The organism is Streptomyces sp. CWNU-52B (genome assembly GCF_047444975.1).
GTDB lineage: Bacteria > Actinomycetota > Actinomycetes > Streptomycetales > Streptomycetaceae > Streptomyces.
Window position 1 is genome coordinate 14,068 of sequence record NZ_JBLFJV010000024.1, and the last position, 12,614, is coordinate 26,681.

14 protein-coding genes are annotated in these 12,614 nt (G+C 70.9%); 4 read left to right on the forward strand and 10 right to left on the reverse strand.

Annotation, left to right across the window (positions count from 1 at the left end; all coding sequences use genetic code 11):
- Positions 1-225: 225 nt before the first annotated feature.
- Complete coding sequence (locus ACLVWQ_RS23270; RefSeq protein ID WP_414111068.1) at positions 226-1,122, forward strand: alpha/beta hydrolase; 897 nt, start codon at positions 226-228, stop codon at positions 1,120-1,122.
- A gap of 83 nt (positions 1,123-1,205) precedes the next feature.
- Here ACLVWQ_RS23270 and ACLVWQ_RS23275 read toward each other — a convergent pair whose 3' ends face one another.
- The gene (locus ACLVWQ_RS23275; RefSeq protein WP_414111069.1) at positions 1,206-2,135 is read right to left on the reverse strand and encodes an alpha/beta fold hydrolase; all 930 of its coding nucleotides are present in this window, start codon (positions 2,133-2,135) and stop codon (positions 1,206-1,208) included.
- A gap of 108 nt (positions 2,136-2,243) precedes the next feature.
- Between ACLVWQ_RS23275 and ACLVWQ_RS23280 the strand changes: the two genes are divergently transcribed.
- On the forward strand, positions 2,244-2,717 hold the full coding sequence (locus ACLVWQ_RS23280; RefSeq protein WP_414111070.1) for a MarR family winged helix-turn-helix transcriptional regulator: 474 nt from the start codon (positions 2,244-2,246) through the stop codon (positions 2,715-2,717).
- A gap of 76 nt (positions 2,718-2,793) precedes the next feature.
- On the opposite strand, the gene ACLVWQ_RS23285 is transcribed toward ACLVWQ_RS23280, so the two are convergent.
- From ACLVWQ_RS23285 to ACLVWQ_RS23295, 3 genes are read right to left on the reverse strand one after another with little or no spacing between them, the layout of a single operon-like run.
- On the reverse strand, positions 2,794-2,988 hold the full coding sequence (locus tag ACLVWQ_RS23285; RefSeq protein ID WP_414111071.1) for a hypothetical protein: 195 nt from the start codon (positions 2,986-2,988) through the stop codon (positions 2,794-2,796).
- Positions 2,985-3,278 (reverse strand): DUF397 domain-containing protein, encoded by a 294-nt coding sequence (locus tag ACLVWQ_RS23290; protein ID WP_414111072.1) that lies wholly within the window; start codon positions 3,276-3,278, stop codon positions 2,985-2,987. Before ACLVWQ_RS23290 ends, ACLVWQ_RS23285 begins: the two co-directional genes overlap by 4 nt.
- Positions 3,226-4,086 carry a helix-turn-helix domain-containing protein gene (locus ACLVWQ_RS23295; protein ID WP_414111073.1) on the reverse strand — a complete coding sequence of 287 codons (861 nt, stop codon included), beginning with the start codon at positions 4,084-4,086 and terminating at the stop codon, positions 3,226-3,228. The genes ACLVWQ_RS23290 and ACLVWQ_RS23295 overlap by 53 nt, the downstream gene beginning before the upstream one ends.
- Before the next feature lie 97 nt (positions 4,087-4,183).
- On the opposite strand from ACLVWQ_RS23295, the gene ACLVWQ_RS23300 reads away from it, so the two are divergent.
- Entirely contained in the window at positions 4,184-4,606 is a 423-nt protein-coding gene (locus ACLVWQ_RS23300; protein ID WP_414111074.1) for an ATP-binding protein, read from the forward strand.
- Between the two features lie 41 nt (positions 4,607-4,647).
- Here the strand turns inward: ACLVWQ_RS23300 and ACLVWQ_RS23305 are convergent, their stop codons facing one another.
- The 3 genes from ACLVWQ_RS23305 to ACLVWQ_RS23315 form a co-directional block, all read right to left on the reverse strand.
- Positions 4,648-5,460, reverse strand: a complete 813-nt coding sequence (locus ACLVWQ_RS23305) for an acyl carrier protein (RefSeq protein WP_414111075.1) — start codon at positions 5,458-5,460, stop codon at positions 4,648-4,650.
- A gap of 394 nt (positions 5,461-5,854) precedes the next feature.
- A complete protein-coding gene (locus tag ACLVWQ_RS23310) occupies positions 5,855-6,280 on the reverse strand; it encodes a transglycosylase SLT domain-containing protein (RefSeq protein ID WP_414111076.1) in 426 nt (141 codons plus the stop codon).
- Positions 6,281-6,662: 382 nt separating this feature from the next.
- Positions 6,663-7,673 carry a hypothetical protein gene (locus ACLVWQ_RS23315; protein WP_414111077.1) on the reverse strand — a complete coding sequence of 337 codons (1,011 nt, stop codon included), beginning with the start codon at positions 7,671-7,673 and terminating at the stop codon, positions 6,663-6,665.
- Between the two features lie 179 nt (positions 7,674-7,852).
- Here ACLVWQ_RS23315 and ACLVWQ_RS23320 point away from each other — a divergent pair, with 179 nt between their 5' ends.
- On the forward strand, positions 7,853-8,737 hold the full coding sequence (locus ACLVWQ_RS23320; protein WP_414111078.1) for a helix-turn-helix transcriptional regulator: 885 nt from the start codon (positions 7,853-7,855) through the stop codon (positions 8,735-8,737).
- On the opposite strand, the gene ACLVWQ_RS23325 is transcribed toward ACLVWQ_RS23320, so the two are convergent.
- The 3 genes from ACLVWQ_RS23325 to ACLVWQ_RS23335 are packed head-to-tail and all read right to left on the reverse strand — an operon-like array spanning position 8,734 to position 12,610.
- Entirely contained in the window at positions 8,734-9,585 is an 852-nt protein-coding gene (locus ACLVWQ_RS23325) for an ECF transporter S component (protein WP_414111079.1), read from the reverse strand. The two genes, ACLVWQ_RS23320 and ACLVWQ_RS23325, sit on opposite strands and share 4 nt — an antisense overlap.
- Entirely contained in the window at positions 9,582-11,348 is a 1,767-nt protein-coding gene (locus tag ACLVWQ_RS23330; RefSeq protein ID WP_414111081.1) for an ABC transporter ATP-binding protein, read from the reverse strand. The genes ACLVWQ_RS23325 and ACLVWQ_RS23330 overlap by 4 nt, the downstream gene beginning before the upstream one ends.
- Entirely contained in the window at positions 11,345-12,610 is a 1,266-nt protein-coding gene (locus ACLVWQ_RS23335) for an energy-coupling factor transporter transmembrane component T (RefSeq protein ID WP_414111082.1), read from the reverse strand. The genes ACLVWQ_RS23330 and ACLVWQ_RS23335 overlap by 4 nt, the downstream gene beginning before the upstream one ends.
- Positions 12,611-12,614: the final 4 nt, after the last annotated feature.

The following is a 12,614-nucleotide window of genomic DNA, read 5'->3' on the forward strand; positions in this document are numbered from 1 at the left end:
GGAACAGTCCTACGGTGTTGCTGTTTTTCGCACGCAGGACCGTGCACCACCGACGCGCATCCGAGAAACCCTCGTTGCTTCCGTGACGTGACACCACGTCCTCCCACCACGGGCTCACTCGCCCAGCCATGCGCAGGACACGCTCCACCGGAGTCACCGCTCCCGTGTCACCCACGGAACCTGGTGAAAGGACCGTTCGTGCACACACCCCCCACGCACACGCACATGCCCACGCCGCGCCCTCGCCGACCGCGCGGCCGGCTCACGGCACTGCTGACCGCGGTCGCCGCCCTCGCCGGTCTGACGACGACCTTCACGGGTACGGCGCACGCCGCGGACAACCCCTACGAGCGCGGCCCGGCGCCGACCAACGCGAGTATCGAGGCCGCGAGAGGCTCGTACGCCGTCTCGCAGACGACCGTGTCCCGGGCCAGCGTGACCGCTTTCGGCGGCGGTACCGTCTACTACCCGACCAGCACCAGCGACGGGACCTTCGGGGCGGTGGCCGTCTCGCCCGGGTTCACCGCTTCCCAGTCGTCGGTCTCGTGGCTGGGTCCCCGGCTGGCGTCCCAGGGCTTCGTGGTGATCACCATCGACACCCTCAGCACCCTCGACCAGCCGGCCGCCCGCGGTGACCAACTGCTCGCGGCCCTGGACTACTTGACGCAGAGCAGCAGTGTCCGCACCCGGATCGACAGCACCCGGCTCGGCGTCATGGGGCACTCCATGGGCGGCGGTGGTTCGCTCGAAGCGGCCAAGGACCGGCCGTCGTTGCAGGCCGCGGTCCCGCTCACGCCGTGGAACACGGACAAGACCTGGCCGGAGGTCCAGACGCCCACCCTGATCGTCGGAGCGGACGGCGACACGGTCGCCCCGGTCTCCTCGCACGCGGAGCCCTTCTACACGAGCCTGCCGTCCGGCCTGAACCGCGCCTACCTGGAGCTGAACAACGCCACGCACTCCGCCCCGACCTCGTCGAACACGACGGTCGCGAAGTACAGCCTCTCCTGGCTGAAGCGGTTCATCGACAACGACACCCGCTACGAACAGTTCCTGTGCCCGCTGCCTCCGGCGAGCACGACGATCGAGGAGTACCGCGGCAACTGCCCCCACACGGGCTGAGCCACTCATGACTTGTCCGCCGGCGTGCCCGACTGGCCGGCGGACAAAGTCGGTGGCGCACGCGGCTCGGACTCGCCTCGGACTCACTCGGTGTCGACCCGACCGGTGAACTCCAGTACGGCAGCCGCGAGTTCTTCAGGGGCCTCCTGGGCGATGAGATGCCCGACACCCTCAAGACGCACCGCGGTGACCTGCCCGGTGGTCACCTGGCGGAAGGTCGCCTCGGTGATTCCTCCGTGGCCGGCGCGCTCAACGGTGAGGACGGGGGCGGTGATCGGGTGGGTGGCGGCCAGGGCCTTGGTCGTGCCGTTGTCGGTGAAGATGCCTTGGTAGAGGCCCTCCGTGCCCCGCCAGGCGTTCGGGCGCGCGTAGGTCCGTACGAACTCGTCGACGTCGGTCTCGGTGATGGCGCCCTCCGTGCCGTTCATCAGGGGGAGCGCCCAGTCGGCCAGCAACTCGCGTTCGTGGCCCGGGAGGAGCATGCCGGGGATGCCCGGCGTGCCGAGGAAACCGACGTGCCAGGAACCGGAGTTGTTCACGTCGGCCAGGGCTTCGAGTCCGAAGCCGACCAGGGCCGTCTCGACCCCGGTGAAGCTGATGACGTCCTCGGGGTGCGTCGCCGCGAAGCGGAAGCCCGTGCCGCCGCTGATGTCCTGGCAGAGGAGATGGACGGGGCCCGCGCCGATGTGCGCGACGAGCTGATGCAGGTCCTCGGCGCTGACCGCCTCGCCGTACTCGGTGTCGCCGTTGCCGGAGTCGCCGAACCCGCGGAGGTCGGGGGCGAAGACCCGGTGGGCCTGTGCGAGCAGCGGGATCAGCTTGCGGAACGCCCACCAGGTCTCCGGCCACCCGTGCACCAGCAGGACGGGAGTACCGGTGGTGCCGGCGGAGACGTAGTGCAGCCGCGTTCCGTTGATGTCCGCGAGGTGGTGGGTGGCGCCGGGGATGGTCGCGCCGGCGGGCGTGAGGTGCGTGGAGGCGGCGATGGATGTGGATGCGGACGCGGACGTCATGAGGGGGCTCCTAAATTGACAACCTGGTTGTCTACTAAAGTAGGCAACCAGGTTGTCTACGTCAAGCGTGCCCGTGGGGAGGCCCAGGCCCGGCCGTATCCTGGCCGCATGTCCAGATCAGGCGCCGACCTCGCGCTGCTCCTGCTGGCCGGCTTCCGTACGTTCGCGGATCGGGCCACCGCCGAACTCGCCGAGCGCGGGTACGAGGATGTCCGGCCGGTGCACGACTTCGCCCTCCACTCGATCCTGTCCGGGGCCGACAGCGCCTCTGAACTCGCTCGCAGGATGGCGGTCACGAAGCAGGCGGCCGCCAAGACGATCGCCGTACTGGAGGAGCGCGGCTACGTCACGCGCGAGCCCGACGCGAGCGACCGGCGCCGCATGCGCCTCCGCGTCACCGAGCACGGCCTCGCCATGCTGCGGCAGGGCGAGGCGATCTTCGACGAACTGCGCAAGCAGTGGGAGAGCCAGGTGGGCGCGGAGTCGCTGTCGGCGCTTGAGGAGACGCTGCGGCCGTTCGTCGGCGAGGGGGCGATCCGGCTGGACTCACCGGGCTGGATCGCACGCGACCTGGACACGTAGAGGCTCCGGCGGGCAGAAGCTCCGCCGTACGGTCACGCTGGACGGCCTTGGCCGCCTTCGCTGTCGGGGGAAGGGGTTACGCGCAGTTCGCCCTGCCTTGGGTCTGCTGCTTTCGGGCTTGGTGGAGCTGGTCGCGGAACGACTGGACTTCTTCGTCGGTGACGGGGCCGTGTTCGGCCTCCGTCACCGTGATGAGTTCGTTGAGGTTGGCGCGCTCGATCGAGGTGGCCGCGCCGACCGGGCTCGAACGGTCACTCGCGCGTCTGTTCATCGGCCGTGGGTGGCCGTCGCCGTCCAGTTGAGGAATGTGGTGAAGGTGGCGGGGTCGAGGGTGAGGATCGGCCCCGCCGGGGTCTTTGAGTCGCGGATGGCGATGGTGATGGTGGCGGCGGTGGGTATGTCGGCGATCTCGACGCACTCGCCGCCTTGGTCGCTGCTGTACGTCGACTTGCGCCAGGCGAGGGGGCCGGTGAGGGCGCACTCCAGGCAGGAGCCGCCTGTGTCACCGCTATAGCTTGACTTGCGCCACCGAGTGCTTTTCGGACGTGAGTTGCTTCCCATAGCGTTCCTCCATCACGTGCCGGATCAGCGCTGCCGAGTCCTTCACCGACAGAGCCGCAGCCTGTAGATGATCGTAACGGAGTGAGCGAGACTCGACCGCGTCAGGATTGGCAGTGGGGTGCCCTGTTTCGTAGTCCTCGCTGTAGACGATGGTCGGGTCGCCTGCGAAGTGGAAGATGTCGAAGGAGCCCATCAGTCCGGCATGGGCCCCCACTTCGTACGGCAGTACCTGGATGTTCACGCGAGGGTTTCTCTCGTGGGCCAACAGGCTCAGCAGTTGCTCCCGCATGACCTTCTCGCCGCCGACTTTCTGGTGGAGCACCGCCTCGCTCAGCACCGCCCAGAACACAGGTGGTTCGGCCTTCTCGAAGATGTGTTGACGTGCGATTCGCGCAGCGGTCCGGCTGTCCAGGTCGTGATCGTTCACCGCGCTGAGCACGGCCCGGGCGTACGCCTTCGTCTGGAGCAGGCCGTGCACCAGTTGAGGCTGGAAGATGTAGATCGCTGTCGCCCGCGCCTCCAACTCCGCCACCTGCCGGAACCACGCAGGCAACTGACTGCGCATCACCAGTGTGACGAGTCTCGACAGCAGCCCTCCCGTTCCCAGCGCCGCGTCCGCCCGTTCGCTGAACTGCTGTGTGGGTAGTTTCCGGGCCGTTTCGATCTGACCGACCAGAGAACCGGTGTAGCTGACGATTTCTCCGAGTTGTTTTTGGGTCAGTCCGGCGGTCTCGCGATGGCGGCGCAACTCGAATCCGTAGTAGTCGAGCGGTGAAGCGCCTGGGTCGAGGACGTTGATGTGGGTCACGGCGGCCCCTCTCGTACGATCCGCAGCCAGGTCCACGGCGGAACCCGTTGCATTCATTCGGTAGCCGAGGGTAGTCATGTGGCGCCAGTCTTGTGGCGTGAACTACTACATTCCGCCCACCCTCGCGGGCCCCCGCTCCACCCAGTACCGCATGCGCCTCTCGGTCGGCGAGCACTCGCCCCGGTACGTCCGCCGCATCGTGCGGTCGTGCCTGCGCGAGTGGGAGATGGCCGAGCTGATCGAGGCCGTGGAGCTGGGCGTCACCGAGCTGCTCGCCAATGTCGTACGCCATGTCCCGGACCGGCGTTGTGTGTTCCTGCTGCTGCGGCAGACCGCGGGGGTCCGGGTGGAGATCGCGGACGGGTCCTCGCGGCTGCCCGTCCCGCCCACCGACCTGTCGCTGGACGCGGAAGGCGGTCGTGGTCTCGTCCTGCTCGACGCCGTGGTCGACAAGTGGGGAGTGGAGTCCAGAGCCGGCGGCGGCAAGGTCGTGTGGTTCGAGTGCGGGCGACGGCGCTGAAGGCCACCCTCGTTCGGGCGCGGGTGGCCTTCAGGCGGTGGTTACGCGCGAGGCAGCGAGGTGTTGGTGACCGGGAGCCGCTGTTCCGCGCCCGTCACATAGAGGTCCCTCGGTGCCGTGCGCAGCGTGAACGTGTCGTCGTAGTCCCGGACGCGCACCGAGATCACGAAGAAGCCGTCGTCCTCGGTGGTCGTCTCCTCGCGGTACTGGCTCTCCCAGTAGGTCTGCAGGAAGACCTCGGTGTCCCCGGGCTCGACCCCCTTGGGGAGGGTGACCTTGCCCTGGACGACGAGGACGTCGCCCGCCTTCACCTTCTTCCTGTTGACCGTGTAGCTGACGGAGCTGGACCGGGTGTCGGTGGCCACGAAGGTGTCCGCGAAATAGCCGTCCTGCGGGGTGTTGGGGTTGCCGTCCTCGTCGTACTGGGCCGTGATCTGCACCTCCTGCTGGACGTTGAGCAGGCTGCCGGCGCCCTCGTGGTCGATGCTGACGCCGGCGATGGTGAACTTTCCGTCGGCGTCGCTGACCGGCTTGCCCAGCTCGCGCGGTTCGTAGTACGTCGGGTCGATCGGGTCGCCCCACGGGTTCCAGGTGGTGAAGCGGACGACCTCCTCGACGGTGACGGGGATGTGGGGCGCCGGGGTGCCGTCGGCCTTGGTGACGGTGCCGGTGACGTCGACGCGGCGGTTGTCGTAGTCGGTGCTCGTCGGGTTGGTGCTCACGGTCAGCACGTAGGCGTCGCCGGGGGCCGCGTCCGCGGGCTCCGCCGAGGCGGCGGGGGCGGACAGGGCGCCTGCGGCGAGCAAAAGCGCGGCGGTGGCGGCGAGCCGCGTCGGTAGGGACTTTCTGGGCACAGTGAACTCCAGGCTCGGTCGGGACTGAGGAGTCGCGCCGGGCGGCACCGGTTCCGCCACGGCGCAGGTGTGCGACGCATCGGGTTCGACCGGCTGGGCGGAGCGGGAGTTGTACCTGTGCGGTTCTCGTTACGCGGCTGTGGCGGGAGGTGGTTTTGTGTGGATTTCGGGTTCACCTGGGCGTCGGCCGCAGGACGCCTGGATGTGTGGTGCGGTGCGGTGTGCGGTGCGACGTGAGTGGTGCGACGTGAGTGGTGTGTGGTGCGTGACGTGGTGGTCGGCTCGGGCATGACGAAGGCGGCGGCCCGGGGATCAGGGTCGCCGCCTTCGCGTGCGGGGGGTGCGTACGGGTCACGTACGGAGGTTGTGCGGTTGTGCTGTTGTGCCGGCCGGCTCAGTACCAGCCGTGGGTCTGCCAGAAGTTCCAGGCGCCCGTCGGGCTGCCGTAGCGGTCGTTCATGTAGTCGAGGCCCCACTTGATCTGGGTCTTCGGGTTCGTCTTCCAGTCGGATCCGGCCGAGGCCATCTTCGAGGCCGGCAGGGCCTGGACCAGGCCGTAGGCACCGGAGGAGGAGTTCGTGGCGCTGACGTTCCAGCCGCTCTCGTGCTCGACGATCTTGGAGAACGCCTTGTAGTCGGCGTCGTCGTGGATCATCTTCTGCGCGGTCGCCTTGGCCGAGACGGAGCTGGCCGCCGTGGGGGAAGCGGCCTGGGCGGGACCCGCCGCGAACACCATGCCGGACGCGGCGGCGGCGACAGCGGCACCGGTGAGGGCCGTCTTCGGGTTGGCGATGCGGCGGATGCGGGTGGAGAAGGGCACGGAGAACCTTTTCTTCGGGGACGGGGGCGGTCGCTCGTACGCCCTGACGTCAGTCCTGGCATGCGGTGGAACCGGGGCCCGGGGGCCCGTCGGTGCCTTGCGACTCCTCCAGAGAAACAGGCCGACAAGGCGTCCGCAATGCCCCCTTTTGCTAGTGATGGTCGTACCCGCCGCGAAAGGTCCCTCTGTGGCGTGGCTCTCAAACCGCAGGTCGGAGGGGGTGCGGCTGTGGGCATGACAAAGGGATCGGCTACGAGCGTGCTTAGTGGAGGACCAAGGTCCTGTGGGCCGCCTCACTGCCGTCGCCCCTCGGAGGTGACGGGAAGTAGTTGTCGCTTCTACAGCGTGCCGCCGGGGCGGGGGCCTGGGCTTGGGCCGGGTCTCAGCGGTCGTCGAGGGGAGCGGTGGTCAGGTCAGTGGCCAGGCGAGCTGTCAGAAGGTTGGCGTCCCCGCCCGTGGTGAGCGCACCGCTGCTGACGTAGACGGTGTCTTCGTCGACGGCGACGGCGGTCGTGTTCTGCAGGCCGTCGCTCTCGTCCAGGACCGTACGGTCGGGCCTGCCCGGGGTGATGAGTACGACCTCGCTGGGCAGGTTGAGGGCGGCCAGCAGTTGGTCACCGCGTCCCGTGAAGGCGAAGTCGTCGACGCTGTCCAGCCCCGAGGCCCTGATCCGGGGTGTCCCGGCCGTTCCCTTGCCCGTCAGCGGGATGCGGATGATCGTTCCCCGGTCGATGTTGGACACCCACACGGCACCGTTGTGCACCTTCACGCCGTTGGCGCCGAAGAAGCCGGCCGGGGTGGTCGGGGAGAGGTCAGGCCCCTCGGCCCAGACCGTCGCCGTCCCGGTGTGCGGGCGGACCCGCCACACCTTCCCCTGTGTGGAGTCGGTGATGTAGAAGTCCCCCGTGCGGTCGTCCCGGGCGAGCCCGTTGGCGAAACTCGCCGCCGGCAGGGCCGCGACGCGTACCGGTTCGCCGCCGGGGCGCAGCTTCCACAGGCCGGTGAGGTGCTTGTCGCCCGCGGAGTAGAGGAAGTGGAGAGTGCCGTCCTCGGTTCGCTCGACTCCTGTCACGGAGGCGGCTCCGGTGGTCGGGGTGTGCACGCCACCGTCCGCCGGGAGCGGCATGGTGGCCAGCACCTGGACGCGCCCGTCGAGGGAGACGTGTGCCACCTGCCTGGACAGGATGAGGCCGACGTCGGCCGAACCGTCGGGCTCCACGACGACGCTCTCCGCCACCTGCCCGTTCGGCCGGTCGAAGTGCGCCATGACGCGTGGGTCGGAGAGGGGTGGGGTGGCCGCTTCGGCCGGTGCCGGGACGGTGGTGAGCGCGATCATCGCGCCCGCGGTGGCCATCGCCAGGCGGACGGTCAGGTGTTTCTGCTGCTTCTGCACGAGTGGCTCCGAATGTGGTGCGTTGAGGTGCGTCGCGTTGAGGTGCGTTGCCGGTCCGGCCCGCACGCGAAACAGCGTCGATCTCCCCGTGCCGCACAGCCAGTGCCCCGCTCAACCCTGGAACCGCAGTACCACGCTGAGCGCCGTCCCCTGGGCGACGACTGGACGACAATGGGGCAATGATCCGCTCGGAGAACTCCCTGGGTGAGGCGTTGCGTGCCTGGCGTGACCGCCTCACGACGGACGACGTCGGCCTGCCGGCCACGGGACGCCGACGGACGGCCGGCCTGCGGCGCGAGGAAGTCGCGTCGCTCGCCGGAGTCTCCGTCGACTACCTCCTGCGCCTGGAGCAGGGCCGCGCCCGATGCCCGTCGCGCCACGTGCTCGCCTCGATCGCCCGTGCGCTGCGGCTGGAGGGCGACGAGGTGTGCCATCTGCATCTCGTCGCGGGGCTGCTGCCGCCGGTGCCAGGGCAGGTTCCGCATGAGGTGTCCCCGAGCGTCGACCGGCTCGTCAGCCGGTGGGGAGACATTCCGGTGGGGGTGTTCTCGGCCTCGTGGACCCTGCTGACCTGGACGCGGTCCTGGGTGACGCTGCTGGGCGACCCGGACGCCCGGCCACCGCGCGAACGGAACCTGGTGCGAGCGGTCTTCGCCGAACCGGCGCCGGCCGACCGTCGTTCCGCGCTTTTCCCCGCCGACCAGAGGGGCAACCCCGCCTTCAAAGCGGCTCTCGTCGCCGATCTGCGGCTGGCTCGTGCCGCGTACCCGGGGGAGAGGGAACTGGACGCGCTGATTCAGGAGACCGCGCGAAGCAGTGCGGACTTCCGGGAGCTGTGGGCCACCGCGACGCTCGGTTCGCGGCTCGGCGGCCGTACGCGGGTCCGGCATCCGCTCGTCGGCGAGATCGTGCTGGACGGCGACGTGCTGAAGGTGCCGGACCACGACGTGAGGATCGTGACGTACACGGCGGAGCCCGGCACACCGGACGCGGAGAAGCTCGACCTGCTGCGGGGTACCACCGCCCGCTCCGCGCTGCCGCTCTCCGCCGGGCGTTCCGGCTAGGAACGGTCCTCGAAGCTGACCGGTGTCTCGAAAGCCGCCCTCCGTGTGGCGCGGCGGAGTGCCTTGAGGACCGTTGCGCCCAGGGTGAGGGTCAGGACGACCGTCACCGTGGCCCGGCCCAGGTCCCAGCCGAGCGACGTGGCCAGGCAGTACGCGACGAAGCGGGCCAGGTTCGTGTGCACCGCGTCCGCCGGGTCGAAGGCGACGTTCGACGACAGCGCGTCCATGAAGGGCCAGCCCGCCAGGTTCATGAACGTGCCGTACGCGAAGGCCGCGAGGAAGCCGTACGCCGCCAGCATCGCCAACTCGCCCCTGCCGCGCAGCCGGTCGGGGCCCGGGAGCAGCCCCGCGCCCATCGTGAACCAGCCCATGGAGAGCATCTGGAACGGCATCCAGGGCCCGACCCCGCCCGTGAGCAGCGCGGACGCGAACATCGTGACCGCCCCGAGCACGAAGCCGAACCCCGGCCCCAGCACCCGCCCGCTCAGCACCATCAGGAAGAACATCGGCTCGATCCCCGCCGTACCGGCGCCGATCGGGCGCAGCGCGGCCCCGGTCGCGGCGAGCACCCCGAGCATCGCCACGGCCTTGGGGCCGAGACCCGACTCGGAGATCGTCGCCGCCACCACCCCGACCAGCAGCACGAGCAGCCCCGCGAACAGCCACGGCGCGTCCTTGGAGTGGGCGCCGACCTGCGAGGTCGGACCGCTGAAGAAGGGCCAGGTCAGCGCGGCGAGACCGATGACTCCGACCAGGACGAGGGCGGCGACGGAGCGAGGGCCCAGGTGGACGGGGCGGGCCTGGGGCTGTGGCTTGGGCTGGGATCGGGTCTGGGGCCGGGAGGTCATGACGACTCTCCGTCCGTCGGCTCGGGCGCGCCCAGCGCCTCGCGCACCTGGGACACCGTCAGCCACTTCTGCGGCGAGAGGACCTTGGTGACCTGCGGGGCGAAGGACGGCGAGGCGACGACGACCTCGGCCGTCGGGCCGTCGGCCACGGGTTCGCCGTCGGCGAGGATGACGACCCGGTGGGAGAGTTCGGCGGCCAGCTCCACGTCATGCGTGGCCAGGACGATCGCGTGGCCGTCGGACGCGAGCGACCGCAACAGGGTGACCAGGCGGGACTTGGCCGCGTAGTCGAGGCCGCGGGTCGGCTCGTCGAGCAGGATCAGGGGCGGTCTGGCCGTGAGCACGACGGCCAGGGCCAGGGTGAGCCGCTGCCCCTCCGACAGGTCCCGCGGATGCGTGCCGTCCTCGATGCCCGGCAGCAGCTCGGACACCAGCGCCCGGCACGTGCCCGGCCGGGCGCCCGCGTCGGCGTCCGCCGCCGCGCACTCACCGGCCACCGTGTCCGCGTACAGCAGGTCACGGGGCTCCTGCGGTACGAGGCCGACGTGGCGGATGAGTTCGCCGGGCGCCGTGCGGTCCGGCTGGAGGCCGCCCACGCGGACGGAGCCCGCCGCCGGGGGGACCAGGCCGACCAGGGCGGAGAGCAGTGTCGACTTGCCCGCGCCGTTGCGGCCCATGAGCGCGACGGTCTCCCCGGGGACGACGGTCAGGGAGACGTCGTGGAGCACCTCGGCGCGGCCGCGGCGGACCGCGAGACCGTCGACGACCGTCGTGCGGGCGGCGACGGGAGCCGGGACGGCTTCGGGTGTGCGTCTGCGGAAGAGGCGCGGGCGGCGGGAGCGGGCGGGTGCCACGTCGGCGCCCGCACCCGGGACCGCACCCGAGACCGCACCCGCACTCGCACCCGCGGCCGGCACGTCGTCCCCGGTCCTCCGGGGCTCCTCGATTCCCGCCAGGCGGTCCCGCAGCGGGCCCGCCTGGCGTCGGGCGTCCCGGACCGTCAGCGGCAGGGGCGACCAGCCGCCGAGCCGGCCCAGGGCCACCACCGGGGGGTACACGGGCGACACGGCCATGACCTCGGCGGGCGTGCCCAGCGTCAACGGGGCGCCCGGGGACGGGAGAAGAGCCACCAGGTCGGCGTACTGCACGACGCGTTCCAGGCGGTGTTCGGCCATGAGGACCGTCGTGCCGAGGTCGTGGACGAGACGCTGGAGGACCGCGAGGACCTCCTCGGCGGCGGCCGGGTCGAGGGCCGAGGTCGGCTCGTCGAGGACCAGGACCCTGGGGTGCGGGGTGAGGACCGAGCCGATCGCCACCCGCTGCTGCTGTCCGCCGGAGAGCGTGGCGATGGGGCGGTCGCGCAGTTCGGCCAGGCCCAGCAGGTCCAGCGTCTCCTCCACCCGGCGGCGCATCACGTCCGGAGCCAGGCCCAACGACTCCATTCCGTAAGCGAGTTCGTCCTCGACCGTGTCCGTGACGAAGTGCGACAGCGGGTCCTGGCCCACCGTGCCGACCACGTCGGCGAGTTCGCGGGGCTTGTGCGTGCGGGTGTCACGGCCCGCGACCGTCACGCGCCCGCGCAGGGTGCCGCCCGTGAAGTGCGGGACCAGCCCGCTCACCGCACCCAGGAGCGTCGACTTGCCGACCCCGGACGGGCCCACCAGGAGCACCAACTCACCCTCCGGGACGGCGAGTTCGATGCCCCGGACGGTGGGCTCCGGAGCCCCGTCGTACGTCACGGAGACATCCTCGAAGCGGATCATGAGGGCTCCTCGCCGAGGCTCTGGCCGGGGTTCTTGGGGGCAGGGACGGGGGAAGGGGCGGGGGCCGCGAAGGCCGGAGTCAGGCCGAGGAGGATCGCCGCCGCGGGCCACAGCGGGAGCGTCGGCGCCGTCAGCGGGACGACACCGGGGTGCAGGGCCGCGTAGGCGTAGGTGTCATGTGTGGCGTACAGGATCAGCAGCGCCGCGACGGCCGCCCCGGACGCGGCGACGAGCCAGGCGCGCACGCCCCACGCGTCCGGCCGGTACCGGGTGCGCAGCGAGCGGCGGCCACCGAGCCACAGGCCGCCGAGGGCCGCGCCGAGTCCGGCGAGCATCACGGGCAGACCGTAGGCGCCGCCCTCCGCGGTGAGCAGGCCGTACGTTCCCGCGCAGACCCCGACCAGACCGCCGAGGGTGAGCGCGGCGGTGGTACGGCGGACGGCCGGGGCCACCTCGGCGGTGCGGCCGTAACCCCGCGCGTCCATCGCCGCCGCGAGGGCCACCGAACGCTCCAACGCGCCCTCCAGGACCGGCAGTCCGACCTGGAGCAGGCCACGCACCCCGTTGTCGGGCCGGCCGCGCAGGCGCCGGGCCGCGCGCAGCCGCTGGACGTCCGCGATCAGGTTGGGGGCGAAGGTGAGCGCGACCACGACGGCGACTCCCGCCTCGTACAGGGCGCCTGGCAGTGATTTGAGGAGGCGGGCCGGGTTGGCGAGGGCGTTGGCGGCGCCCACGCAGATGAGGAGCGTGGCGAGTTTCAGACCGTCGTAGAGGGCGAAGACCAGGCCCTCCGCCGTGACCCGGCCACCGACACGGATGCCCTCCGCCCAGTCGGGGAGCGGGAGTTCGGGGAGGGTGACGAGGATGTGCGTACCGGGAATGGGGGAGCCGAGGACGACGGCGAAGGCCAGCCGGATGCCGAGCACGACGAGCGCGAGCTTGACGAAGGCACCGTACGAACGGGCCCAGGGAGCCTCCGTCCGGCGCGCCGCCACCACGTAACCGGAGACACCGACGAGCAGGGCGAGGAGGAGGGGGTTGGTGGTACGGGACGCGGCCGTTCCGAGCCCCAGCGCCCAGATCCACCAGGCGCCGGGATGGACGGCGTTGGTACGGGTCGCGTGCGGGGCGCGGAGGCGGTGCAGGGCCCTGCGGGTGCGCGCGGAGGCTCCGTGCCCGTGCCCGACCCCGTGTTCGTGGGCGCGAGCACCGCCGCCGGGGCCATCGGTGCCCGCGTCGGTGGTGGTGTCGCCGGTGGTCATCACG